Below are 25,334 nucleotides of genomic sequence, written 5' to 3'. Positions count from 1 at the left end.
CGACTGTTGCACAGGCCGGGACGGCCTGTAAGGCGTTTGGCAACATCCGCAACGTGGTTGCTCAAGGCATATGCCGTGGGCCTTCGGGGCCTCCTCCGTGTGTACGAATGTTTCCGGTCACCGTCCGCCGGGGCCTACGCCTCCAGCGGCACGGGGTGGATCTCCTGCGCCGGGTGCCCGGTCCGCTCGTGGATGCGCTGCACCGCCTCGGCGGTCGGGGCCTCGGACAGGCAGTACACCGTGCCCGAGTCCGGGTCGGCCCAGGCCTGCTTGAAGTGCACGCCTTCCTGTGACTCGATCGCCTGGTCGGCCCGGTGGGCCTCCATCAGCTGCTCGGCGGTGATGCCCTTCATACCGGTGTGGACGTCCATGAACATGGCCATCGCCCCACACCTCCTCGCTGTCACGGTCGTGTCCGGCTCCTGCACCTCCCATCGTCCACCTGCGGCCGGAAAACCGCTGTCCGGACGGGGGGAGTCGAGCGTACGCACGAACGGCGCGTGCTCCCGGGGCGCCCCGAGGGCCTCCGACTGCCGGTCATCACCCGGCTGCGGGACCGCTCGAACGAAGGACCCCGCTCCGCGCGACCACTTCCCACTCGACCCGGTGATCGCTACGCTACCTGCCGGTAGCGAATCGGTGGAGTCCACTCGGCTGGATCCGCGCAGGGTGGGGACACGACGACATGACCGGGCAGAGCCCCACCGCGGACCGGAGCCGACGCTCCTTCCTCACCCACCTCGTCGCCGCGCCGACCCTCGCCCTCGTCACCCGGGCCGGAGCCGACGCCCTCGCCCCGCAGTCCGCCGCCGCCGCGATACCGACGCTGCCCGCCATCGCCGACCTGGTCGACCTCGGCGATCTGTTCATCCTGGCCGGCGCCCCCACTTCGGCCATGCTCGCCCTCACCGTCGAAACGGACGGGACCGTGCGCTTCCGGCTGCCGCGCGAGGAGGTCGGCCAGGGCCTGACCACCGCGGTCGCCGTCCTCGTCGCCGAGGAACTCGACGCCCCGCTGGCCGCCGTACGCGTCGAACTCGACGACGCCCGGCCCGAGCTGCTGTTCAACCAGCTCACCGGTTCGTCCAACTCCATCCGCTCCCTCTACGGGCCGGTCCGGCAGACCGCCGCCACCGCCCGGGCCCGGCTGGTCGCTGCCGCCGCCGCCCGCTGGCGGCTCGCCCCCTCCGCCCTGACCACCGCGAACGGCGTCGTGCGGGCCCCCGACGGGCGCACCGCCGACTACGGAAGCCTCGCCGCGGCCGCCGCCGACCCCGCCCTGCCGGTACTCGGCGCCACCCCGAAGCCGTCGGCCCGGCACACCCTCGTCGGGCAGCCCGCCGGGCGGATCGACGCCCGCGCCATGGTCACCGGCGCCCAGCAGTACACCCTCGACCTCGACGTACCCGGCGCCAAGCCGTGCGTCGTACGCCGCCCGCCCACCCTCGGCGGCAGCGTCCGCGGTGTCGCCAACCGCGCCGCCGTCCGGGCCATGCCCGGCGTCCTGGACGTGGTGACGGTCCCGACCGGGGTCGCCGTCGTCGCGGAGACCTTCGGCCAGGCCCTCGACGCCAAGTCCGCCCTCCAGGTCACCTGGGGTCCCGGTCCGGCCGACCAGCTCTCGGACGCCCAGGTCCGGGCGAAGCTGCGCGCGGTCAACCCGGCGCCCCCGCTGCCGCCGCTGCTCACCCCGTACGTGGACGCCGAGTTCGACTTCGCCTTCGTCAGCCACGCGCCGATGGAGACCAACTGCGCCGTGGCCGACGTGCGCGAGGACCGCGCCGAGATCTGGTCCGGGCTGAAGTCCCCGATCGTGGCCCGCCAGACCATTGCCGCGGACCTCGGCTTGCCCCCGGACAAGGTCACCGTGCACGTCGTCCAGGCCGGCGGCTCCTTCGGACGGCGGCTGTTCTTCGACGCCGCCCTGGAGGCGGCCCGGGTGTCCAAGGCCTGCCGCCGCCCCGTACGGCTGATGTGGACCCGCGTCGACGACACCCGCCACGGGCGGATGCGCCCCGCCACCCACCACCGGATCCGCGCCACTTACGCCCTCGGCGAGGTGCTGAGCTTCGAGCACCGCGTCGCCGCCGCCGAGACCGACTTCCGGCACGGACTCGGCGAGATCATCACGGCCACCGCGGCCAGCCTGCCGTCGGGCCTGGGCAACGCCACCCTCGCCCAGACGCTCTTCCTGACGACGGTCAAGTCCCCGTACCACTTCGGACTCACCACCCAGGCGCTCACCGAGGTCCCCACCGGGGTCCCCACCGGCTCCTGGCGTTCGGTGTACTCCGCCAACACCCGGGGCGCCGAGGAGATCGTCGTCGACGAACTCGCCGCCCGCACCGGCGAGGACCCCTACCGGTTCCGGCGCGCCTTCCTGAAGACCGACGCCCAGCGGGCGGTCCTGGACAAGGCGGCGCAGGAGGGCGAATGGGGACGCCCCGTGCCGGCCGGGTGCGCGCAGGGCATCGCCTTCCACGAGGAGTACAAGTCCCGCACCGCCTGCCTGGTCGAGATCGACACCCGGGACCCGCGCCGCGTCCGGGTCACCAAGGCGGTCATCGTGGCCGACGTCGGCCTGCCCGTGAATCCGCGCGGTGTGGAGGCCCAGCTGATCGGCGGCCTCACCGACGCCATCTCCACCACCCTGCGCGCCGGTCTGCACCTCGAAAGCGGCCTTCCCCTGGAGGGCAGTTACAGCCAGTTCCACTGGGCGCAGCAGCGGGACACCCCGCGTGACGTACGGGTCTTCGTGCTCCCGGCGACCGGTACCGAGCCGGGTGGCGCCGGCGAGCTCGGCGTTCCGGCCGCCGTGGGCGCGATCGCCAACGCGTGGGCCCGCGCCACCGGTTCCAAGCCGCGTTCCTTCCCGCTCTCCTTCGACGTCGACTTCACCCCCTACCCGCGTCAGTAACGGTCCGCCGCGCCAGTTCAGGAGTCCCGCCGTGCCCTCGCACACCTTCACCGTCAACGGGCGGAGCGTCACCGTCGACGCTCCCGACGATCTGCCCCTGCTCTGGGTGCTGCGCGACCTGCTGGGCGTGCGCGGGCCCAAGTACGGCTGCGGCGTGGACGTCTGCAAGGCCTGCACCAGCCACCTCGACGGCGTGGACGTCCGCCCCTGCGTGGTGCCCGTCTCCGCCTGCGCCGGGAAGGCGGTCACCACCATCGAGGGGCTGGCCGACGGGGACAGGCTCCACCCGGTGCAGGAAGCCTGGCTCGAACAGGACGTCTCCCAGTGCGGCTTCTGCCAGCCCGGTCAGATCATGGCCGCGGTCGCCCTGCTCAAGCGGACCGCCAGCCCCACGGACGAGGACATCGACGCCATCGCCAACATCTGCCGCTGCGGCACCTACTTCCGCATCCGCGAGGCCATCCGCAGCGCGGCGGCCAAGATGTGAACGGCGCGGCGGCGGACGGCCGGGACGCGAGCGGACCGGCCCCGGCACCTCCCCCGTTGCCCCCGTCGGCGCCGGGGCCCGACCGCTCGGGTGCCACCCTAGGCGCCGGGCAACCGGTCCGCCGGATGCGCCCCGCACAGTGAGCGGGCGAGACGGGTGTCACAGCGCACAGTGTGCGGCGGCTGGTTGAATGCGGCGGCGCGACGGCCGCACCGAAGGGACCTCCCATCTCGTCACATTCCGCCACCCCGGCGCCCCCCGACCCCTCCCGGTCCGACGACATCCGCACGGTGCACCGGCTCGCCCACACCGGTGGCTCCGCCGCGCTGTTGCGGTGGCTGGCCACCCGGCTGGGCGGCTGGACCGGGGTGACGGACATCACGGGAGTCGACCGGCCGCAGCGGGCCGGAGCACCGGCACTCGCCGGTCGGGCCGCGGCCGAGATGGCCGCCCGGGGCGCCCGTTCGGCGGTGCTGCACGGCGACGGCTCGGCCGCACTGCTGTTCGCGCTGGACGAGCGGCACGCGCTGGCCGCCGTACTGGACCTGCCGCACCACCCCGCCGCGGCCGCCCTGCTCGCGGACGCCGCCGTCCCGCTGGCCCTGGTGCTGGCCGCCGAGGAAGCCCGGCTGCGCGAGGAGCGGGCCCGGCTCGCCGAGTCGCGGGCCCGCGAAGCCGTGCTGCACCTGTTGATGAACGGCCGGATCTCCACCGCCCGGCAGGTCGCGTCGACCTTGGACCCCGCCCTGCCCGAGCCGGTACGGCTGTACGTCATCGAGTGCCGGCCCGGGGCGCGGCCCGCCGTGGCCGCGGTGTGCGAGCAGCTCACCGGCGGACGGGCCTGGACCGTCCACTGCCCCGTGTACGTACGCCACCTCATCGTGCTGGTCCCCGCGGATCCCGCGGCGGGCCCGGGCGGGAGCGACCACCTCGCCGCGGCACTCGTGGAACTGGCCGGGGACTGTGTGGTCGGGGTGAGCGCCGAGGCCCACCTGCGGCAGCTGCCCACCGCCTACGGCCAGGCCTTCCACGCCCTGGCCGTAGCGCGGGGCCGCGCCGGGCGGCACGCCCGCTTCGGCCCCGGCCCCGAACTGGAACTGGCCGCCCGCGACGCGGCGGCCGACTGGGCCGAGGCCCTGCTCGCGCCCCTGCACGGGTACGAGCCCCGGCGGCCGCAGGACCCGGGGCCCCGGGAACTGCGCGCCACCGCCCACGCCTGGCTGGACTTCGCCTCGTACGCCACCCGGCTCCTGAAGATCCACCGGAACACCCTGGCCACCCGGATCCGCCTGGTCGAGGCCGTGCTCGGCCTGGACCTGGCCCGCTTGGCCGACCAGGCGGCCCTCTCGCTGGCCCTGCGCCTGATCCCGGCCGGCGGCCGCCCGCCCGGCCTGGCCGCCGCCGTGGGCGCCACCGATCTGGACGGCGTCCTGCGCCACCCCGACCTGGTGGCCTGGTCCCGGGCGCATCTCGGCCCGCTGACCGGGCCCGGCGCCCCCGCCGGTGCGCGGGAGACCGTCCGCGCCTGGCTGCGGCACGACGCGCGGCTCGCCCCGGCGGCCGCGGACCTCGGCCTCTCGCTGCCCGGCACCCGCAAACGCCTCACCCGGGTCGAGGAACTGATGGAGCGTTCCCTGCTCCGCTCGCCGAGCGCCCGCTACGACCTGTGGCTGGCGCACCGGGCGGAGGAACTGGACCGCGCGCCGGATCGGGGACACAGCGCCGATGGCGGACGGAATGCCGCGAAAATGGATGATCATGCCTGAATGAGGCGTATCAATGCGAAACGCGTGCTGGTCGGTGAGCCGCTCGACACCGCACGGCTGGGCGAGACGCTGCTGCCCAAGCGGCTCGCCCTGCCGATCTTCTGCAGCGACCCGCTCTCCTCCGTGGCCTACGCCACCGAGGAGATCCTGCTGACCCTGGCCCTCGGTGGCGTCGCCCTGCTCCACCTCGCCTGGTACGCGGCCGCCGCCATCGTCTTCCTGCTGGTGGTGGTCGTCGCCTCGTACCGCCAGACCTGCCACGCCTACCCCGGCGGCGGAGGCGCGTACGTCGTCAGCTCGGCGAACCTCGGCCAGACCGCCGCGCTGACCGCCGCCAGCGCGCTGCTGGTCGACTACGTGCTGACCGTCGCCGTGTCGGTCGTCTCCGGCGTCGCCGCCATCACCTCGGCCATCCCCTCGCTCAGCGACCACCAAGTGGCCCTCTCGGTCGCCTTCGTCGTGCTGCTCACGCTGATGAACCTGCGCGGCCTAAGGGAGTCCGGGCGGGTCTTCGCCGTCCCGACGTACGGCTTCGTCCTCGTGATCTACCTCATGTTTGCGGTCGCCGCGTTCCGGATCGCGACCGGCGACACCATCCGGGCCGAGTCCGCCACCCTCCCGATCACCGCCGAGGGGACGTACGCCGGGTTCGCCCTCGTGCTGCTCGCGATGCGCGCGTTCGCCTCCGGGTGTACCGCACTGACCGGTGTCGAGGCCATCAGCAACGGCGTACCCGCCTTCCGCAAGCCCAAGAGCCGCAACGCCGCCACCACACTGGCCGCGATGGGCGCCCTGGCGGTGACGATGTTCATGGGCATCACCGTCCTCGCCATGGTGTACGAGGTGCACGTCGCCGCCGACCCCACCGAGCTGGGCCTGCCCGCGGGCACACCCATGTCCACCGCGCTGGCCCAGATCGGCCGCGCCACCTTCGGGGACTGGCACGTCCTCTTCTACCTGCTCCAGGCCGTCACCGCCGGGGTACTCGTCCTCGCCGCGAACACCGCCTTCAACGGCTTCCCGATGCTCGCCTCCATCCTCGCCCGGGACCGGTACGCGCCGCGCCAGCTCTACAACCGGGGTGACCGGCTCGTCTACTCGAACGGCATCGTGCTGCTCGCGCTCGCCGCGATCGCCCTGATCGTCGCCTTCGACGCCGAACTGACCCGCCTCATCCAGCTGTACATCATCGGCGTGTTCGTCTCCTTCACCCTCTCCCAGGCCGGCATGGTCCGGCACTGGAGGCGCGAGCTGGTGTCGCCGGGCACCGCCCAGGAGGAACGGATCCACATCCACCGCCGGCTCGCCATCAACGCCATCGGCGCCACGCTCACCGCCCTGGTCCTGGTCATCGTCCTCGTCACCAAGTTCACCCACGGCGCCTGGCTGGTCTGCATCGCCATGCCCGTGCTGTTCCTGGGCATGAAGGGCGTCCGGCGGCACTACGACGCCGTCACGGCGCAGGTCGCCGTCCCGGCCGGGGCGCAGCCCCGCAAGCCCGCCCGCCACCACGTGCTGGTCCTGGTCTCCTCCGTGCACGCCCCGACGCTCAAGGCACTCGGCTACGCGCAGGCCCTGCACCCCGACACCCTGACGGCGGTGTCCGTGGCCGCCGACGAGGACGACATGCGGCGGCTGCGGCAGGCGTGGGCGGACCACGCTCCCGGGATCGGGCTCAAGGTGCTGCACTCGCCGTACCGCGAGGTGGTCGGTCCGGTGATGGCCCACATCCAGGAGCTGGCGGCCGCCGACGGCGCGGACGTGCTGTCGGTCGTGATCCCCGAATACGTGGTGGGCCGCTGGTGGGAGCAGCCCCTGCACAACCAGATCGCGCTCCGGCTCAAGGCGAGGCTGTTGTTCACCCCGGGCGTCGCGGTGATCGACGTGCCGTACCTGCTGGAGTCGGCGAAGGCCGCGGAACCGGACAAGGCCGGGCCGCCGGAGCGGTAGCTCAGTCGGCGGCGTGCTGGAGCACCGCCGCGTGCGCCAGTGCCAGTTCCACCACCTGCGCCGGATCGGAGAGCGACCGGCCGGTGAGCCGTTCCAGCCGGCGCAGCCGGTTCGAGACGGTGTTGCGGTGGCAGTACAGGCGCTGCGCGGCGTACGTGGTCGAACCCTGGCAGGCCAGCCAGGTCCCCAGGGTCGCCAGCAGTACCCGGCGGTCTTCCGGGGGCAGTGCCAGCACCGGGCCCAGCACCACGCGGCGCAGCCGGCCCGCGAGTTGCGCGTCTCCCGCGACCAGCGCTGCCGGAAGCCGCTCGTCCACCAGGGCGGCGCCCGGGCCGCCCGTCGCCGGCGCGGTGCGCAGCGCGAGCGCGGCCAGCCTGCGGGCGCCGGCCAGTTCGGCGGGGGACTCCACCACCGGGCTGACCCCGGCCCGGACACCGGGCGGCGCGAGCAGCTCGCGTACGGACTCCAGCGGATGGTGGCCCAGCTCCACCAGCCCGCTCTCGCCGTCGGCGCGCACCCGCCACCACACGCGCGGGGCGCCGCCCGCAGCCGCCAGGGGCCCGGCGGGCGCCCCGCCGGGCCCGAACGCGACCACGGCGAACCGGCCCCGCTCCGGGAGCCCCAGCCGGACGGCGGCGTCCGCGGCCCCGGCGGCGGTTGCCGTGCCGTCCAGCAACACGTCCAGCAGGGCCGCCCGGCGCTCCCGGTCGCGCTCGTCGTGCGCGGCGCCGGCGTGCCGGTACGCCTCTGAGGCGGCGTCCGACATCCGGTCCAGCACCTCCCACAGCGCCGCCGCGCCCGGCAGCAGCCGCGGCAGCGAAGCCCGGTCGTGCGCGGCGACCGCTTCGGTCAGCGTCTGCCACAGCAGCCGCCCGGCCTGCCGGTATCCGCGCAGCAGGGCGTCCAGCGGCAGCCCCCGCGCCGCCGCGTCGGCCCCCTCGGCGCCGGCCGCGCGGGCTCCGGCCGGGTCCGGCGGCAGGCCCCGGGCGGCGCGGACCAGGTCCGCCACGGCCTGCTCCAGGGTGCGGTGGGCCCGCTCGCGCAGCTCTGCCCGCCCGAGCGGCGCGGCGTACGCGGGTTCCTCGGCCAGCGCCCGGTCGGCGAGCCGGTCCGCCGCCACGGCGATCCGGCGGCCCAGGTCCCCGCGTATCTCCTCGATGATCCGCTCCATGACGGGCAGCGTGACACGGGCGAGGGGGCGGTGGGGAGGCCCGGGAAGGACCCGAGTCCGCCGCAGTGCCCGCGACACCGCCGCCGCGCGGCGCCCGGGTACGGTGCGCGGACCGGCCGCCCCGGCCGCGGCCCGACCAGCCGGCGAACTAGTGGACCCGGGCATGCCCCCGGGGTAGGCCCAGGCCGGCGAACAGGTCCTGCGCGAGGTGCTCGGTGAAGACGGCCGACTCCGTCAGGGCGCGGCGCACCGCCGCCTCGTCGGGGGTCAGCCCGGCCGCCGCGGACCAGGCCAGGGCTGCGCACACCGCCGGGACCACGGGGAACTCGTGCACCGGTATCCCGTGGTCCACGGCCTTGGCGCGGTCGAGCAGCGCCCGCCAGCGGTGCCCCTCCGGCGCGGTGGCCTCGACGAAGCCGACGTCACTGTCGAGGAACTCCACGGCCACCACCGGCGCTTCCACGAGCCGGGCGAGCCGCGCCACACCCCGCCGGTCCGCCTCCTCGAACACCGCGGACCGCCAGCCTTCCACCGCCGGCGCCGAAACCTCGACCCCCGTGAAACCCGCGGCTTCCATCAGGCCCGACAGCCGGTGCGCCGAGGACCGTACGACCAAAGACCCACCCGAGTTACCCATACCGGCAACGGTACGGCGCCCCACTGACAACCCCCGAAGGCCCGTGCCGGGGGCGGGCGGTGGTTGATCTTATGCTCAGGTTTACGCGAGTCAGCTGGTTTTGTTGCCGGTGAGCGACTTTGATGGGTTTGCCAGCCTCGTAACGGAGCAGGGGGACTCACCATGGGCACCGACCACACCCACAAGGACAGCGCACCCACCCTGATCGGTTCCGTCCAGCGGGCGCTGCGCCTCGTGGAGGCGATGCACGCGGAGGGCGGCGCGACGGCCAAGCGGCTCTCGCGGATCACCGGGATTCCGCTGCCGACCGTCTACCACCTGCTGCGTACCCTCAGCCATGAGGGGTACGTCCAGCGCGAGGGCGGGGCGTTCCGGCTCGCGGACGACCTGCCGCTCGCTTCTTGATCAGAAGTAGACGGGATCCGGCCAAGCTGGCACGTGCTAGCGCGCATGTTCCAGCGGAAAATGCCAGAACGCCTTTTCGCTCTGCGGAAGTTGAGTAAGTTCCCTCCTGTCGCGCCGAACGACCGTGCACCCAGCACGTCCAGCCGGGAGGGGAGCCCGCGTGCCCGGGATCGACGAATGTCTGCTCGAAGCCATGGCCCTGCCCGGTGCGCGGGGCGCCGCGCTGGTCGACTGGAGCAGCGGACTGGCCCTCGGCACCGCCGGGGACTCCCCGGTGGGCGACCACGAGACCACCGCCGCCGAGACCGCCGAACTGGCCCGGGCGGCCGCCGAGTACGAGTCCTTCGCCCCGGCGGAACCGGGCGCCGAAGCCGGTTCGGGGCCGGGCGCCGCGGCCGGGCCGCCCGTCGAGGACCTCATCGTCACCACCCGGACCGGCTACCACGTCCTGCGCTTCGTCGAAACGAGCTTCGACAGCAGCGTCTTCCTCCACCTGTGGCTCGACCGCACCGACGGCAACCTGGCCCTGGCCCGGCACAGACTCCGCACCCTGGCGGAGGGGCTGGTGCTCAGATGACCGCCGCGACAGCGACCGCCCCGGCCACCGCCGTCTCCCCGCTGCTCACCCGCCTCGCCGCCGAACGCGCCACCGGCGCCCTGCTCCGCGACCGCGGCACCCTGTTCCTGGAAGACGGCCGGGTCGTGCACGCCGAGAGCCCTTCGACCCCCGGCCTCGACGTCCTGCTCACCACCGGCGGCGGCCTCGCCCCCGAACGCTGGAACGACGCCGTCAATCAGGCCGGGGCCCGCCGCCAGGTCGCCCGGTTCCTCGTGGACAGCGGTGGCCTCGCGGGCGGGGAGCTGGAGATCTGCCACCTCGCCGCCATCTTCGACGCCGCCTTCTTCGCCCTCTCGCCGGGCAGCGGGCCGTCCCGGTTCCGGCGCGGCGCCACCCACTGGATCGGCTCGGTCCGGTCGGTCCCCGCCGCCGCCGTCGAGCGGGAGACCTGCCGCCGCCGGGAACTGCTGGACGCGGTGTGGCCCTACCCCCAGCTGGACACCGCCCCCGTGGTGCCCCGCCCGGCAGCCCCCGGCCAGACGGTCACGGCCCGCCAGCGCCTCCTGCTGCGGCAGTCCGACGGAGTGCGCACCCCCGCGGACCTCGCTTGGGCACTGGGCCGGCCGGCCTTCCACACGCTGCTCGACGTCCGCAGGCTCGCGGCCGCCGGGCTGGTCGAGACCCCCCGTGAACCCGCCCCGGCACCGGTCGCCCGGGTGTCCCTGCCCGACTGGATGACCCAGACCCAATCCCCGGACGTGGCGCTGCTCCGCCGGTTACGCGACGCACTGGAGGCAAGCCTGTGAGGCTCCCGCTGCGACCGGTCCTGCGCGCCGACCGCTCCGAGCGCAGGCAGCCCGAAAGGAGGCCGGCCGACATGAGCACGGTGATGATGGCCGCCGAGACAGAAGCCGAGATACGCGCGGAGCTGCGGCGCCTGCGGGCCCGTGTTCCCCAGCTCACCGGCGCCCTCGCCGCGAGCGTCGACGGCCTGGTGCTCGCCCACGACAGCGCCGCCACCGAAGCCGAATCCGTCGCCGCGCTGACCGCAGCGGCCCTCGGCGTGGCCCAGCGGCTCAGCGACTGCACCGGCCAGGGCGGCTTCCGGGAACTGCTCGTGCGCGGCGAGCACGGCTACGTCGCGACCTACGCCGCCGGGGAGGCGGCCGTCCTCACCCTGATCGCCGAGCCGCGCGTCAACGTCGGCCGGCTCCACCTGGAGGGCCGGCGTTCCAGCCTGCGCATCACCGAACTCGTCGAGCACGGCCTCGGCAGGCGCGGTGGCCCGGCGGCCCCGCCCATGCCCACCGAGGCGTCGTCGCCCTGAGTTCCGTACGACCACAGCGACAGACGTCCCAGCACGAGTCACTCCCGCAGCGACAGCGGAAACAGCAGAAAGAGGAATCACTCATGGTCAACGTGGAGACCGCCCTCAAGGAAGCCACCACCATCGAGGGCGCGCTCGGCGCCGCGCTGGTCGACTACGGCAGCGGCATGGCGCTCGGTATGGTGGGCGGGGGAAAGGACCTCGACCTCGCGGTCGCGGCGGCCGGCAACACCGACGTGGTGCGGGCCAAGGTCCGGACGATGGAGATGCTCGGCATCAACGACGAGATCGAGGACATCCTGATCACCCTCGGCGGCCAGTACCACCTGATCCGGCTGATGAAGGGCCGCGGCAGCGGCGGGTTCTTCCTCTATCTCGCCCTCGACCGCGCTCGTGCCAATCTCGCGATGGCCCGGCACCAGCTGAAGGGCATCGAGGCCGGTCTGGAAATCTGAGGAGGACCCGCGAGGGTCGCGACGGCGCGGTGGCGGGCGGTTGAATTCTTTGCCGTCCGCCCGGCGATCGGGGGCGATATGTCCGAGGATGGGCGGAATTTATCATCCCGTTACCGAGTAAGATGCTCTAATCGGTTGATCATCAACAAAGCAAAAAGCTGGAGAACCTGCCACCCATGCCCCCGCGCCTGAGCATCGTCGTACCGGTCTACAACGTCGAGCTCTACCTCGACGAGTGCCTGGAGTCCATCGCCGCCCAGACCTTCGAAGACTTCGAGGTCGTCCTCATCGACGACGGTTCCACCGACGCGAGTGCCGCGATAGGCGAGGCCTTCGCTGCGCGGGACCACAGGTTCCGACTGGTACGGCAGAAGAACGCCGGACTCGGTGCCGCCCGCAACGCGGGTGCCCGTCACATATCCGAAGGCAGTGAGTACCTCGCCTTCGTCGACAGTGACGACACCATGCCGGCCAACGCCTACCAGCTGTTGATCGAAGCCCTGGACGAGACGGGTTCCGACTTCGCCGGCGGAAACGTCAAGCGGTTCCGCTCCGTCGGAATGCAGCAGTCCTGGGGACACCGCGCCCCCTTCGCCACGACCCGGCTGAAGACCCACATCTCCAAGTTCGCGCCGCTGGTCACCGACCGCACCGCGTGGAACAAGGTCTACCGGCGCACCTTCTGGGACGAGCACGGCTTCCAGTACCCGGAGGGCATCCTCTACGAGGACGCGCCGGTCAGCATCCCGGCCCACTACTTCGCCACCAGCGTCGACGTGATCAGCGACGTCGTCTACCACTGGCGGGTCCGCGAGACCGGCGAGCGCTCCATCACCCAGCGCTCCACCGACCCCGTCTCCGTCATCGACCGCGTGACGTCGATCCGCATGGTCCGCGACGCCCTCAAGGCCAAGCCGGGCGAGAAGTACGCCCGTTACCTGCGCGAGTACGACCACAACGTGCTCAGCGAAGAACTGCCGCTCATCTACAAGTACGTCGGCGAAGGCGGCCGCGACTTCCGGGCGGCCTTCGTCAAGGAGGTCGGCGGCCTCGTCCGCGAGATCGGACCCGGGCCCTGGTCCGACCTGACCGTCGCCGACCGGCTCAAGGCGTACCTCGCCCGCGAGGGCCGCGTCGAGGAGTTCATCGCCCTCAACAAGCACCAGAGCGACTACTCCTACAGCGTGCCGGTCAAGGGCCTCGCCCGCCCGCAGGCCGACTACCCCTTCCTCACCGCCCCCGTCCCCGCCAAGCTCCTGACCCTCGGCCCGCGCGAACGCCGCGTCGTCAGCCGCCTGGAACAGGCCGCCTGGAGCGACGGGAAGCTGCTGCTGCGCGGATACGCGCTGCCCGGCCACCTGGGCGCGGAGAGCCGCCTCGGCTCCCGCAAGATGCTGATCTTCCGCGAGCAGGGCAAGCGCCGCCGCAGCGTCGTCACCGCCCGTACGGTCGCCTCCCCGATGGCCACCGTGAACGAACCGCACCTCGCGCTGCGCCACGCCGACTGGGCCGGGTTCACCGCGGTCGTCGACCCCACCGTCTTCCAGACGGGCGGCACGTGGAACGACGGCACGTGGACCATCTCCATCGCCGTCACCGGCGCCGGCGGCCTGCACCGCGCCCGCCTCAGGGGCGGCGACCACGACAGCGGCCACAACCCGCCCGCCTACTGGGCGACCCCCGACGTGCGGATCGTCCCGACCGTCGGCGGCCCCCTGACGATCAAGGTCGAGGTCGTCCGCGCCCGGGCCCTGGACGTCCGCCCGTCCGGCGACGACGCCGTAGAGGTGTCCGGCGAGCTGTCCGCCGAGGTCGGCCCGGGCGCCTCCCTCCAGGCGACGCACGTCGGCAGCGGCAACACCCTGACCGCCCAGCTGGAGACGGCCGGAGCCGGCGCGAACAGCCGCGTCCCCTTCACCGCCGCCCTGCGCCTGGCCGAGCTGGCGGACGTACCGCTGCCCGGCCCCGGCGAATGGGGCCCGCAGGCCTGGAACCTGGCCGTCGTCCGGGCCGACGGCACCGAACACCCCCTGGTCCTCGACGAGCGGGGCGGTTTCACGCAGCTGGTCGTGCCGGTGCCCGCCGACGCCACCGGCCGCGCCGTCTTCGCCAAGCGCGGGCCCTCGGGCCACCTGGTCCTTTCGGTGCAGGCTTCGCCGCCGCTGGTGGACACCGTCACGACCAAGAACGGCACCCTCACCCTCGGGGGCATCTTCCACGCGCCCGCGGACACCGCCGACGAGCCGTACGAGCTGGTCCTGCACAACCACCACGGCGCCGAGTTCAGCTACCCCGTCACCCGTGACGGCGACCGCTTCGAGGCCACCTTCGAACCGGTCCTGCCCGAGCCGTACGCCGGTCGGACCACCCTGCCGCACAGCCGCTGGTGGCCCACCCTGCGCCCGGCGAGCCAGGGCGGCACCACCGCGAGCCTGCTCGGCGTCGACCGCGGCGCGCCGCTCCAGCTCCTGCCGCCGGTCCTCTTCTCCGGACCGCACCACCTCACCACCGACGGCCGCCGGATGCGCGTCGAGGCCCGGCTGTACGACCGGCTGGTGCTGAACAGCGACCCGCTGATCAGCCCGCACGACCGCTCCCGGTACGCCCAGCGGGTGGCCCGTGACATCACCTACCCGGCCCAGTCCGCCCTGCCGGTCAAGGACATGGTGGTGTACGAGACCTTCCAGGGGACCGGCGCCGGCGACTCCCCGCGCGCCATCCACGAGGAACTCGTGCGGCGCGGCACGAAGCTGGACCACGTCTGGCTGGTCCGGGACGGCCGTGCGGAGGTCCCGTCGACCGCCCGCGCCGTCCAGTACGACAGCCTGGAGGCCTGGGACGTACTGGCCCGGGCCCGCTACTACGTGGTCAACGACAGCGTGCCGGGGCACTTCCGGCGCCGCCCCGGGCAGACCGTCGTGCAGACCTGGCACGGCACGCCGTTGAAGCAGATCGGCCACGACTACCTGCACGACTACTACACGAGCCCCGAGGCGCTGGACGCACTGCGCCACGACGCCGCCCAGTGGTCGCTGCTCGCCTCCCCGAGCTCGTACGCCACCCCGGTCCTCAAGCGCGCCCTCGGCTACGACGGCGAGATCATCGAGTCCGGCAGCCCGCGCACCGACGCCCTCGTCCGCCCGGACGAGCAGCGCGTCGCCGAGATCCGGCGGCGGCTCGGCCTGCCCGAGGGCAAGAAGGTCGTCCTCTACCTGCCGACCTGGCGGGAGAACCGCGAGGGCTGGTCCAACGGCTACAAGCTGGACCTGCAGATCGACCTGGACGCCGCCCGCAGCGCGCTCGGCAAGGACCACGTCCTGCTGATCCGCGGCCACCACAAGGTGAACGAGCAGGTCCGCGAGGGCGTCCGGGACGGCTTCGTGGTCGACGTCTCGCGCTGGCCCGACACCACGGACCTGCTGCTGGTCGCCGACGTCCTGATCTCGGACTACTCGTCCGCGATCTTCGACTTCACGCTGACCGACCGGCCGATCCTGCTGTTCACGTACGACCTGGAGCACTACCGCGACACGCTGCGCGGCTTCACCTTCGACCTGGAGAAGAAGGCTCCCGGACCGCTCATCGCCGACTCCGCGAGCCTGATCGAGGCCGTGCGCGACGCCGACGCGATCTGCGCCGCACACGCCGAGGCCCGCGCGGCGTTCCGCGCCGAGTTCTGCGACCTGGACGACGGCCACGCCGCCGCGCGGGTCGTCGACCGGATGCTCGCCCTGTAGTCCGGACGAGCGCTTTCCGGAAGGGACACGGACCGGTCCCCGGCACACCGATGAGTTCGGGGCCGGGGACCGGTCTTCATGTGTGGGACGGACCGACCCCGGGGCCCGTCCCGCCCACCCACTGTGGAGGCAGTCATGAGCAGCAGCGCCGGCTTCACCACCTGTCTGTGGTTCGACGGCAACGCGGAGGCCGCGGCGGACTACTACCTGTCCGTCTTCAAGGACGGCGAGCGAGGACGCACCGCCTACTACAACGAGGCGGGGCCCGGTCCGGCCGGTGAGGTGCTGATCGTCGAGTTCGAGATCAACGGGCAGAAGTTCGTCGGCCTCAACGGCGGCCCGCAGTTCCCCTTCACCGAGGCCATCTCCTTCCAGATCCACTGCGCCGACGAGGCGGAGGCGGACTACTACTACGACGAGCTGACGAAGGACGGCGGAGCGGAGTCGGCCTGCGGCTGGGTCAAGGACAGGTTCGGGGTGTCCTGGCAGGTGGTCCCGCCCGGCGCCATCGACCTGATCGCCGACCCGGATCCGGGCCGGGCCGCCCGCGCGACGGCCGCCATGATGACGATGAAGAAGCTGGACGTGGCGCGAATGCGCCGGGCCGCCGACGCCGAGGGCTGAGCGGGGGCCAGGGACGGGGCCGGTGCCGACCGGATGCCGGACCGGCCCGGCTCAGGCGCCGATCCGGGCCAGCAGCGCCGGCAGGGCCGTCCCGATCGGCTCACGGACCACCTCGTCCGCGAGTGAGTCGTACGGGGTCTCCTCCGCGTTCACGATGACCAGCCGGGCCCCCGCCTCCGCGGCCATCCCGGCCAGCGAGGCGGCGGGCTGCACCTGGAGGGTCGACCCGGCGGCGACGAACACCTGACAGCCCTTGGCCACCGCCACGGCCCGCCCCAGCACCTCGGGGTCCAGCCGCTCACCGAACATCACCGTCGCCGCCTTGAGGATCCCGCCGCACACGAGGCACGCGGGATCCGGCTCCCCGGCCGCGACCCGGGCCAGCGCCTCGTCCATGCCCGACCGGGCGTGGCACGCCGTGCACACCACGGACCGGGCGGTGCCGTGGAGTTCGAACACCTTGCGGGCGGGCATCCCGGCGAGCTGGTGCAGACCGTCCACGTTCTGGGTGAGCACCCGCACCGGGGTCCCGCCGCGCTCCAGCTCCGCCACGGCGTAGTGCGCGGCGTTGGGCCGCGCCCCGAGCGCGCCCAGCCGGGCCCGCATCAGCCAGGAACGGCGCCTGACCTCCGGGTCGGCCATGTAGTACGCGTACGTGACGAGCTTCTCGGCGCCGGGCTCGCGCCGCCACAGCCCCTGCGGCCCCCGGTAGTCCGGAATCCCGGAATCGGTGGACATCCCGGCCCCACTGAACACTGCGACGAGCGGCTTCCCCATGGGCCGACCCTACGCAGACCGTCCCCCGGTCCGCGAGCTCGTTTTTCCCGGGCCCGCTGCCCGCTGCCCGCTGCCCGCGGGCAGCGGGCGGGGGAACCGAGCCACAGTGGTGAATCCCGCCCCCACTGGGGTGAGGTCCCCGCCGCGTCCCGCCCGACGTGACCGCACGGACGGTTACAAACCGGACATGAAGCTCACCCCGCACCTCCCCGGCGCCCTGCTGCTCGGCCTGGCCGCCCTCCTGGTCCCCGCGGCTGCCGCGCCCGCGGCCCTGGCCGACGCGCCTCCGTTCGGCGACATCACCGCCCTCGCCCACCGGCACACGGCCGCCCAGATCAGCGGCTTCCTGATCGGCTTCTACGGACACCACGGCCCGTCCGCCCACGACCGCCGGCACCGGGTCTCCCAGCAGCTCAAGGACAAACAGAAGAACTACCCGGACAGTGACGTGCTGCTCTGCGCCCGGAGCAAGCCCAACCGGATCACGGTCGGGCCGGCCACCGTCGCCCAGAACGCCGGCGTCGGCTGGGCCACCGTCACCACCCACTGGGACGGCGGGGCCACGGACACCTTCACCGCGTACGTCCGGCTCGACAGCAGGCCGATCCGGCTGGACGACGTGATCTGCGCCGGCTGACCGGCGAGCCGACGGCACGCACGTGGAGGCCGGTCCGGCCCCCCGCGCCGCCTCCTGGCGCGGCGTCAGGCCGACCGGTGCGGGGCTGCGCGGACGCGGGGGCGTCTGGTAGAACACCGGGCATGACGGGCTTCGAGATCACCGGCGCGAGCGCCTGCGACATGGAACTGATCCGCTCCTGGGCGGAGGAGGAAGGCTGGAACCCGGGCGTCGGCGACCGTTTCGCCTTCGCCGTCGCGGACCCCGGCGGGTTCCTCGTCGGCCGGCTCGACGGGGAGCCGGTGGCCTGCATCTCGGCGGTCCGCTACGGAACCGGCCACGGGTTCATCGGCTTCTACATCGCCCGGCCCGCCGTGCGCGGCCGGGGCTACGGGATCCGGCTGTGGCACGCCGGGATGGCGCGGCTCGACGGGCGCCTGGTCGGCCTGGACGGGGTCGTCGAGCAGCAGGACAACTACGGCAGGTCCGGCTTCCGCCGGGCCTGGAACAACGCCCGCTACGAGGGGGTTCCGGGGGCCGGGGACGACCGCGGGGTGCGGGTGGTCGACGCCGCTTCCCTGCCCTTCGCGGAACTCGCCTCCTACGACCGCCTGTTCTTCCCGGAGGCCCGGGACTCCTTCCTCGCGGCTTGGACCGGGCTGCCCGGGCGGACGGCCCTCGCCGCCGTCCGGGACGGACGGGTCGAGGGCCTCGGCGTGATCCGCCCGGGCAGCGCCGCCGCCAGGATCGGTCCGTTGTACGCCGCCACCCCCCAGGTCGCCGCCGCCCTGCTGCGCGGGCTCGCGCGGCACGCTCCCGGCGGGCGGGTCGCCGTGGACGTACCCGACGCGAACCCGGCGGCCGTGAAGCTGGCGGTCGACCTGGGACTGGTGCCCACCTTCGAGACGGCCCGCATGTACACGGGCCCGGCGCCCGCGCTCGACCTGTCCGGCCTGTACGGGGTCACCAGCCTCGAACTGGGGTGACGGAGACCGGGCGGCGGTCGCACGGCGCCGCCCGGCGGGGCCGGCGCGCCGTCCTACACGTGGAACAGGACGCCCTCGCTGCTGCGCAGCTCGCACGGGTTGGCGAAGACGTGCGCGTAGTTCATCCTGCGGCCCTGCCACACCCCGTCGACCGTGACGGTCAACGGGTTCCACTCCCTGGTACACCGCACGTTCGCGCGGGGTGCGGTCAGCGCGTCCGGCGCGCCACCGGTCGCGCGTAGTTCGGCGCACGCCGCGGCCGGGTCCGGGTGCGTGCCCGTCGGACGCGGCGCGCACACCAGCGTCCCCGCGCGCATCACCGTCGCCTGGGCGGGGTCCTCTCCGGAGGCGACGCTGACCACGAGCGCCGACGGGGCGTAGAGGGTTTCCGCTCCGGTCGGCGCCGCGTCGGCGGCTCCCGACCCGGCCAGCGCGGTGAGAGCGGTGAGCGCCATGGCTCCGGAAGCCAGTCCCAGACTCCTGCTGATGGACCGCATTTCGAACACTCCTCGGGGTCGTCGTGCCGGATAACGGACGCGAGTCTTGCCCATGCAGCGCCGGAACGCTCGTTCGGGCCGCTAATTCACGTCACCGTTCGTGAGCGCATGAGTGCAGTCCGCAGCCGTGGGAGGCCGTTGACCTGTGCGGACGGAGGGCGCCGAAACGGCCGAAGACACCCGCTTCGGGGGGCCGGCGGGCGGCCGCACGGCGGGCCCGCACCCCGCTGACCGGGGACGCGGGCCCGAGAGGAGGTTCAGCGGGTGGCGGCGATGCGCGGCGCGTACAGGTCGAGGAGACGGGTGCGCGTCTGCTGGAGCCGCATCGCCAGCACCCGCCCGACCCAATGCCCGATGGCGGAGCCGAAGGCGGGGTCGGCGTCCATCAGCAGCCTTACCGTGGGCGCGTCGAACTGGTCCGCCCGTACCAGGGTCATCGCCTCGGCGCCGAGCTGCCAGGCGTACGGCGGGAACAGCCAGGACCAGCCCACCAGTTCGCCCGGGCCGAGGCTCTCGATCGGCGCGGCGCGGTGGCCGGGGACGGGGAGCTCCAGGGTGACGGTGCCGGAACGCACGATCCAGAAGGACTCCGCCCGGCTGCCCTCGTTGAAGATCCGGGTGCCCTCGCGGAAATTGACCTCACGGGCCAGCGCCATGAGCCGGGCGCGGTGCTCGGCGGACAGCACGGCGGCGAGCCGGATGGGGGAAGGTGTGCTCACGACGGCCTCCGATCACGACCCCCCCAGGACTCCTGCTCACCTCAGTGTCGCCGACTCCGGCGCGCGGGGCGGTGCGACGCCGCGGCCCCGGGCCGAGCGGGGACGGGCGGGTGCCAGGGGTCACCCTGTGGACGCGGATAGTGACGGGGCTCAGTCCTCGCCGCTCGCCTCCAGGCAGGCCAGTTCCATCGCGTCCAGGACCGCCTCGTGGCTGCGCCGGCTCAGTTCGGCGACGTTCTCGATCTGCGCCGTGGCCCAGGCGGCGAGGGTCATCACCAGGACCCGGAGCCCGTCGGTGCCGTGTTCGGCGAGGATCGCGTCGGCCACGATCATGGCCTCCTCGGGGACCTGCTCCGGCGGCTCCATCCCGGCCAGACCCCGCAGCATCGCGAGGGTGCGGCGGGAGATCTCCGGCGTCATCCGCGCCAGCCGCATGTCTTCTTCGTCGTCCATCCGCCCACCTCCGGTGCCGTGCCGAACGCACTCAGGGCACGGTAGAGCGGCGCGACCCCCCGCGGGGCGGTTTTCCCCGGGGTTGCCCCCACGCGAACGACCCCGCGGCCCCCGCCCCCCGGACGGGCCCGCCCGCACCCGGCCGGGCGCAGGCCCCTGCGGGGCGGCCTCTGGGCGGTGCGTCCCCGCGCGCGGCTGCCGGGAGCACCGCCCGCGGACGTGGCTCCGCCGTGCCGCGTCCAGCGGGCCGCGGCGGCCGGAGAACCGGTTCGCCCTGTGCCTTCCGCAGGGGGCGACCGGCCGGTAACTTGGCGCCGCACCGCCCGCCCGGGCGGGCTTCCGCGGTCGGCAGGAGCGACATGAAGAGCCTGTTACGGGTGGTCCTGAGCGTGTTGGTGCTGACGGCGGCCGGGGCCCTGCCCACGGCCGCCGCGGCCGGGGCCCTGCCCACGACCGCCGCGGCCGCGCCGGCGACGGCGGACGCCTGGAAGCCGCCCCTGTCCACCAGCGGCCGGTACGTCGTCGACGCCGACGGCAACCGTTTCCGCCTGCGCTCAGGAAACTGGGACGGCGCCCAGGGCTCCTGGACCGGTTCCGGCGACCGCACCGACCCCGCCGGCCACCACGCCGGCCAGGACTCCCACGGCATCCCGCTCGGCCTGGACCGGGTGGCCCTGCCCGCCCTGCTCGCCGACTTCCGCACCCTCGGCCTCAACAGCGTCCGACTGCCCTTCTCCAACGAGATGCTGCACTCCACCGGCCCGGTCCCGGACGCGGCCGTCGCCGCCAACCCGGCCCTGCGCGGGCGCACCCCGCTCCAGGTCTACGACGCCGTCGTCGCCGCCCTCACCGACGCGGGCTTCGCGGTCATCCTCAACAACCACACCGGCACCACCCGCTGGTGCTGCGGTGTCGACGGCAACGAACGCTGGAACAGCGGCCGTTCCACCGCCCAGTGGGCCGACGACTGGGTCTTCCTCGCCCGCCGCTACCGTGACAACCCGCGCGTCGTCGGCGCCGACCTCTACAACGAGGTCCGCCGCGACGTCCTCGACGACCCCAACTGGGGCCTCGGTGACGCCCACGACTGGTACGCGGCCGCCCAGGAGGCCGCCGACCGCATCCTCACCGAGGCCAACCCGAACCTGCTCATCGTCATCGAGGGCATCAACTGGACCGGCATCCCGGTCGACGGCTTCCCGCACGGACGCCCGGCCCTCACGCCCGTCCGTACCCTCTCCCACACCCTCGTCGTCTCCCACAAGCTCGTCTACTCCGCCCACTTCTACGGGTACACCGGCCCGCACCACAGCGGAGCCACCGGCCTCGGCGAGACCAGCGACCTCCGCTACCAGGACATGAGCCCCGCCCAGCTCGAACAGACCGTCTACGACCAGGCCTTCTTCGTCTCCGCCGAAACCGGCAACCACTTCACCGCCCCCGTCTGGATCAGCGAGTTCGGCATCGGCGCCGACGAGGGCGGCGCCGCTCCGCGCGCCTGGTTCACACGCTTCACCTCCTACCTCGCCACGTCCGACGCCGACTTCGCGTACTGGCCGCTCGTCGGCTGGAGCACCACCGCCCAGGGCGCCCCCGGCGGCGACAGCTGGGCGCTGCTGCGCTACGACCAGACCGGCCGCCGCACCGGAGTCCTCGACCAGGGCGACTGGCGGACCCCCGCGTGGTCCGGGCTCCTCACCGCCGGCGGCCGCACCGGGCCGGTCCCCGCCACCCCGGCCTGGTACCAGCTGAACACCGACCACCAGGACCACAGCGCCTCGCTGCTCACCCGCGCCGCCGGCGACTGGGACAGCGGGGCCCGCAAAGCGGTCTGCCCCGACGGCGCAATGCTGACCGGCCTGAGCCACACCGGCGGCCGGGGCCTGTGCACCGGGTCCGACCTGCGCGCCCCGGCCGGCGGCCACACGGTGGTCCGCGACGAGACGTACGTGCCGCCGGGCGGCGACTGGGCCTCCGGGTACACGAAGCTCCAGTGCCCGGCGGGGCGCTTCCTGATCGGGTACAGCCTGCGGGGCGAGCGCGTCTCGGCGGCCCTGTGCGCGCCGGCCCGTACCGCCCTCCCGGCGGCAGCGGGCCGTACGGTCTGGTTCGACCGGGGCGACAGCCGGCCGCCGGGCGCCGCCGGAGGCGACTTCGCGTACGGCGGCTACAAGGGCCAGTGCCTGCCCACCGAGTACGCGGCCGGCGTCGCCTTCACCACCCGGGCGGGATTCCGCCCCTCCGCGGCGGCCCTGCTCTGCCGCCCGCTGGCCGCCTCCTGAACCCGCGCCCCCGGGCCCGGTTCGGCATGCGATGGGTCAAGTGCCGTGCCGGGGCGGGCTATCCGCCCTAGGGTGCGCCCGTACGCACGACCGCCCGGCCCCGGAAGCGGGCCGGAGGGCCGTACGGCCGTGCCCCGCGCGGCGCCACGGCGGGGGACGCACACCGAACTGGGGGGTTCATGCGTAGATCCAGAGGATTTGCCACCGCTCTCGCACTTTCCCTGGCCGGCACCGGCGCCGTCCTCGGCCCCGTCCCACCGGCGGCGGCCGTCACCCCGCCCGTGGCCTTCACCGCCGACGCGCTGCCCACCTGGCAGCCCAACGGCATCGTCTGGGCCCTCGCCGAGACCGGCGGCACGGTCTTCGTCGGCGGTACCTTCTCGGCCGTACGCCCCCCGGCGGGCGGCGGCGGCAGCGAGCGGCCGGCGGTGAACTTCGCGGCCCTCGACGCCGCGACCGGCGCCCCGACCTCCTGCTCCCTGGACTTCACCCTCGGCGGGGGCACCGCCACCGTCCGCGCGCTCACCCTCTCGCCCGACAAGAAGACCCTCTACGCGGGCGGTTACTTCGGAGCCGTCAACGGCATCCCCGTCTCCAGCATCGCCGCCATCGACGTGGCGAGCTGCACGGTGAAGACCTCCTTCCGGCCGGCCTTCGCCGCCACCGTGCGATCCCTCGCCGTCACCGACGACACCGTCTACGCGGGCGGTGACTTCCTGACCGTCTCCGGCCAGCCGCGCAGCCGCTTCGCGGCAGTCGGCGCGGCCGACGGCGCCGTCAAGCCCTTCACCGCCGACGCCGACGAGCCCGGCCGGGCCGTCGAGGTCACCCCGGACGGCGCCAACGTCGTACTGGGCGGCGACTTCTTCACCGTCAACGGTACGAACACCCACGCCCTGGCCGTCGTCAACGCCACGAGCGGCGCACTCACCAAGGCCTACCCCGGCTTCATCGAGACCAACTCCGTGGTCAAGGACATCGCCACCGACGCGACCGGCTTCTACACGGGCAACGAGGGCACGGGCGGCGGCGTCTTCGACGGCCGCATCGCCCTCGACCTCAGCGACTTCAACCAGCGCTGGCGCGACACCTGCCTCGGTGCCACCCAGGCCGTGCTGCCCTACCAGGGCGTGCTGTACAGCGCCTCGCACGCGCACGACTGCTCCAGCGTCGGCGAGTACCCCGACGGCCGGCGCCACCACCTGCTGGCCCAGCCGACCACCTCCGTCGGCAAACTGGGCTGGGCGCCCGACACCGACGACGGCATCGGCGAGGGCATCGGCCCGCGCGTGATGACGGTGGGCTCCGAGGCCGGGGTCAAGTACCTGTGGGTCGGCGGGGAATTCACCACCGTCAACGGGACCGCCCAGCAGAGCCTGACCCGCTTCGCCTCGACGGGCGACACCGGCGCGCCCACCGTCCCCGTCGCGAGCGCCGTCAGTTTCAGGCCCGGCGAAGTCCAGGTGCGCTGGCGCACCAGCCTCGACCTGGACGACAGCGCGCTGACCTACCGGATCTACCGCAACGGCTCGGCGGCACCGATCGGCACGGTCGCCGGGGACTCGCTGTTCTTCAGGCGACCGCAGGCCTCCTGGACGGACACCACCGTCCTCACCGGGCAGTCCTACACCTACCGGGTGACGGCGACCGACGCGGCCGGCAACACCAGCGCGCTGTCCGCGACCGCGTCCGTCACCGTCCCGGCCTCGGTCGACGCGTACCCCAACGCGGTCCGTACCGACGGCGCCCAGCAGTACTGGCGCTACGACGAGTCGGCCCTGCCGTTCGTCGCCGACTCCTCGGCCGCGGGCAACCGCAGCGGCGTCCACCTGAACGGACCGGCGCTGCGGCAGTCACCCGGCGCGGTCACCGGCGCGAGCACGGCGATCGGTTTCAACGGCAGCAACACCCAGGTCTACGGGGACCAGCGGCAGACGGTGGGCAGCAGCTACTCCATCGAGACCTGGTTCAAGACGAACACCACCCGGGGCGGCAAGCTCGTCGGCTTCGGCAACAACCAGGACCGGACCAGCAGTCAGTACGACAAGCACATCTACATGACCAATGACGGCCGGCTGGTCTACGGCGTCTACACCGGGGCAACCCGCACCATCACCACCGGGGGCACCGACCGGTACAACGACGACAAGTGGCACCACGTCGTCGCCACCCAGGGCCCCGGCGGAATGACCCTCTACGTGGACGGCGCCCCGAAGGGCACCCTCAACGTCACCACGCACGAGAACTTCGCCGGCTACTGGCACGCGGGCGGCGACAACCTGAACGCCTGGCCCGACCGCCCGACGAGCGACTACTGGGCGGGCCTGCTCGACGAGACGGCCGTCTACCCCGGCGTACTGAGCGCGGCGCAGGTCCAGAACCACTACGCCCTCGCCTCCGCACCCGCCGACTCGGTCGTGCAGCTCACGGCGGCCGAGGACACGTACGCGAACGCGGGCGCCCCCGACGCCAATTTCGGGACCTCGGGCTCACTCGCCGTCCGCGGGGCTCCGCTGTACGCGAGCTACCTGCGCTTCGACCTGCCCGCCGCGCCCGCGGGCACGGTGCTCAAGTCGGCGACGCTCAGCGTGAAGACCAGCACCATGTCCGGCGCGGGTACTACGGACACCGTCCCGGTGGTCCCGGTCACCGGCGCGTGGACCGAAGGCGGGACGACGTACAACAACCGCCCCGGACTGGGCGCGCCGGCGCTCGGCAGCTTCCCGGGCATCCCGGACGGCTCGGCCGTCCACACCACCGGACTGGACCCGGCCACCGTCGCGTCCGCCCTCGGCGGCAGCTACGGGCTGGCGCTGACCAGCACCGGGACGGACGCCTTGTGGCTCTGGTCCTCGGAAGCCGCCGCCAACGAAGGAACCCCGCGGCTGACGCTGACGTTCGGCACCCCGTGACCCCCGGCTGAGCCCGAGGCGGTACGGTCCCTCCCGGTTCGTACCGCCTCGCCCGCC

At 73.5% G+C, this 25,334-nt stretch carries 22 protein-coding genes; 15 read left to right on the top strand and 7 right to left on the bottom strand.

The features are described from left to right. Positions 1-134 precede the first annotated feature (134 nt). On the bottom strand, positions 135-383 hold the full coding sequence (locus tag ACWGH1_RS01020) for an SCO4226 family nickel-binding protein (protein WP_453352626.1): 249 nt from the start codon (positions 381-383) through the stop codon (positions 135-137). A 302-nt stretch (positions 384-685) separates the two neighbouring features. Here ACWGH1_RS01020 and ACWGH1_RS01015 point away from each other — a divergent pair, with 302 nt between their 5' ends. The 4 genes from ACWGH1_RS01015 to ACWGH1_RS01000 all read left to right on the top strand — a co-directional run bounded on the left by ACWGH1_RS01015 (position 686) and on the right by ACWGH1_RS01000 (position 7,120). Further along, positions 686-2,917 (top strand): molybdopterin cofactor-binding domain-containing protein, encoded by a 2,232-nt coding sequence (locus ACWGH1_RS01015; RefSeq protein ID WP_453352625.1) that lies wholly within the window; start codon positions 686-688, stop codon positions 2,915-2,917. Positions 2,918-2,948: 31 nt separating this feature from the next. Then, the gene (locus tag ACWGH1_RS01010) at positions 2,949-3,404 is read left to right on the top strand and encodes a (2Fe-2S)-binding protein (protein ID WP_453352624.1); all 456 of its coding nucleotides are present in this window, start codon (positions 2,949-2,951) and stop codon (positions 3,402-3,404) included. Positions 3,405-3,694: 290 nt separating this feature from the next. Next, positions 3,695-5,170, top strand: coding sequence for a helix-turn-helix domain-containing protein (locus ACWGH1_RS01005; RefSeq protein WP_453352623.1), 1,476 nt, complete (start codon positions 3,695-3,697; stop codon positions 5,168-5,170). Next, on the top strand, positions 5,171-7,120 hold the full coding sequence (locus ACWGH1_RS01000) for an APC family permease (RefSeq protein ID WP_453352622.1): 1,950 nt from the start codon (positions 5,171-5,173) through the stop codon (positions 7,118-7,120). A gap of 1 nt (position 7,121) precedes the next feature. Here the strand turns inward: ACWGH1_RS01000 and ACWGH1_RS00995 are convergent, their stop codons facing one another. Beyond that, the gene (locus ACWGH1_RS00995) at positions 7,122-8,291 is read right to left on the bottom strand and encodes a helix-turn-helix domain-containing protein (protein WP_453408307.1); all 1,170 of its coding nucleotides are present in this window, start codon (positions 8,289-8,291) and stop codon (positions 7,122-7,124) included. A gap of 148 nt (positions 8,292-8,439) precedes the next feature. Then, on the bottom strand, positions 8,440-8,928 hold the full coding sequence (locus tag ACWGH1_RS00990; protein ID WP_453354224.1) for a hypothetical protein: 489 nt from the start codon (positions 8,926-8,928) through the stop codon (positions 8,440-8,442). A gap of 162 nt (positions 8,929-9,090) precedes the next feature. Here ACWGH1_RS00990 and ACWGH1_RS00985 point away from each other — a divergent pair, with 162 nt between their 5' ends. From ACWGH1_RS00985 to ACWGH1_RS00955, 7 genes are all read left to right on the top strand, one after another. Further along, on the top strand, positions 9,091-9,333 hold the full coding sequence (locus tag ACWGH1_RS00985) for a helix-turn-helix domain-containing protein (protein ID WP_453354225.1): 243 nt from the start codon (positions 9,091-9,093) through the stop codon (positions 9,331-9,333). Positions 9,334-9,493: 160 nt separating this feature from the next. Continuing rightward, a complete protein-coding gene (locus ACWGH1_RS00980; protein ID WP_453354226.1) occupies positions 9,494-9,910 on the top strand; it encodes a hypothetical protein in 417 nt (138 codons plus the stop codon). Next, the gene (locus tag ACWGH1_RS00975; protein WP_453354227.1) at positions 9,907-10,698 is read left to right on the top strand and encodes a transcriptional regulator; all 792 of its coding nucleotides are present in this window, start codon (positions 9,907-9,909) and stop codon (positions 10,696-10,698) included. Before ACWGH1_RS00980 ends, ACWGH1_RS00975 begins: the two co-directional genes overlap by 4 nt. 86 nt (positions 10,699-10,784) lie before the next feature. Beyond that, positions 10,785-11,219 (top strand): roadblock/LC7 domain-containing protein, encoded by a 435-nt coding sequence (locus ACWGH1_RS00970; RefSeq protein WP_453354232.1) that lies wholly within the window; start codon positions 10,785-10,787, stop codon positions 11,217-11,219. Positions 11,220-11,302: 83 nt separating this feature from the next. Then, a complete protein-coding gene (locus ACWGH1_RS00965) occupies positions 11,303-11,674 on the top strand; it encodes a hypothetical protein (RefSeq protein ID WP_453354228.1) in 372 nt (123 codons plus the stop codon). 176 nt (positions 11,675-11,850) lie between these two features. Beyond that, positions 11,851-15,411, top strand: coding sequence for a bifunctional glycosyltransferase/CDP-glycerol:glycerophosphate glycerophosphotransferase (locus tag ACWGH1_RS00960; protein ID WP_453354229.1), 3,561 nt, complete (start codon positions 11,851-11,853; stop codon positions 15,409-15,411). Positions 15,412-15,546: 135 nt separating this feature from the next. Then, positions 15,547-16,035 (top strand): VOC family protein, encoded by a 489-nt coding sequence (locus tag ACWGH1_RS00955; RefSeq protein WP_453354230.1) that lies wholly within the window; start codon positions 15,547-15,549, stop codon positions 16,033-16,035. 51 nt (positions 16,036-16,086) lie between these two features. Here ACWGH1_RS00955 and ACWGH1_RS00950 read toward each other — a convergent pair whose 3' ends face one another. Continuing rightward, positions 16,087-16,812, bottom strand: coding sequence for an SIR2 family NAD-dependent protein deacylase (locus ACWGH1_RS00950; RefSeq protein ID WP_453354231.1), 726 nt, complete (start codon positions 16,810-16,812; stop codon positions 16,087-16,089). Between the two features lie 187 nt (positions 16,813-16,999). On the opposite strand from ACWGH1_RS00950, the gene ACWGH1_RS00945 reads away from it, so the two are divergent. Next, positions 17,000-17,449, top strand: a complete 450-nt coding sequence (locus ACWGH1_RS00945) for a hypothetical protein (RefSeq protein WP_453408306.1) — start codon at positions 17,000-17,002, stop codon at positions 17,447-17,449. Positions 17,450-17,571: 122 nt separating this feature from the next. Continuing rightward, complete coding sequence (locus tag ACWGH1_RS00940; RefSeq protein ID WP_453408305.1) at positions 17,572-18,414, top strand: GNAT family N-acetyltransferase; 843 nt, start codon at positions 17,572-17,574, stop codon at positions 18,412-18,414. A 53-nt stretch (positions 18,415-18,467) separates the two neighbouring features. Here the strand turns inward: ACWGH1_RS00940 and ACWGH1_RS00935 are convergent, their stop codons facing one another. The 3 genes from ACWGH1_RS00935 to ACWGH1_RS00925 all read right to left on the bottom strand — a co-directional run bounded on the left by ACWGH1_RS00935 (position 18,468) and on the right by ACWGH1_RS00925 (position 20,083). Then, entirely contained in the window at positions 18,468-18,911 is a 444-nt protein-coding gene (locus ACWGH1_RS00935) for an SSI family serine proteinase inhibitor (RefSeq protein WP_453357434.1), read from the bottom strand. Positions 18,912-19,168: 257 nt separating this feature from the next. Further along, entirely contained in the window at positions 19,169-19,630 is a 462-nt protein-coding gene (locus tag ACWGH1_RS00930; protein ID WP_453357435.1) for a Crp/Fnr family transcriptional regulator, read from the bottom strand. A 150-nt stretch (positions 19,631-19,780) separates the two neighbouring features. After that, the gene (locus ACWGH1_RS00925) at positions 19,781-20,083 is read right to left on the bottom strand and encodes a hypothetical protein (protein WP_453357436.1); all 303 of its coding nucleotides are present in this window, start codon (positions 20,081-20,083) and stop codon (positions 19,781-19,783) included. 359 nt (positions 20,084-20,442) lie between these two features. Between ACWGH1_RS00925 and ACWGH1_RS00920 the strand changes: the two genes are divergently transcribed. Both ACWGH1_RS00920 and ACWGH1_RS00915 read left to right on the top strand, forming a co-directional pair. Continuing rightward, positions 20,443-22,365: a glycoside hydrolase family 5 protein gene (locus tag ACWGH1_RS00920; protein WP_453408304.1), complete on the top strand. Its 1,923-nt coding sequence runs from the start codon at positions 20,443-20,445 to the stop codon at positions 22,363-22,365. A gap of 179 nt (positions 22,366-22,544) precedes the next feature. Continuing rightward, positions 22,545-25,277: a DNRLRE domain-containing protein gene (locus ACWGH1_RS00915; protein WP_453408303.1), complete on the top strand. Its 2,733-nt coding sequence runs from the start codon at positions 22,545-22,547 to the stop codon at positions 25,275-25,277. Positions 25,278-25,334 lie beyond the last annotated feature (57 nt).

The sequence above is a fragment of the Streptomyces sp. NPDC054883 genome (genome assembly GCF_053610645.1).
The sequence above is the reverse complement of the archived record's forward strand: the minus strand, read 5'-3'. Positions and strand labels throughout refer to the sequence as shown.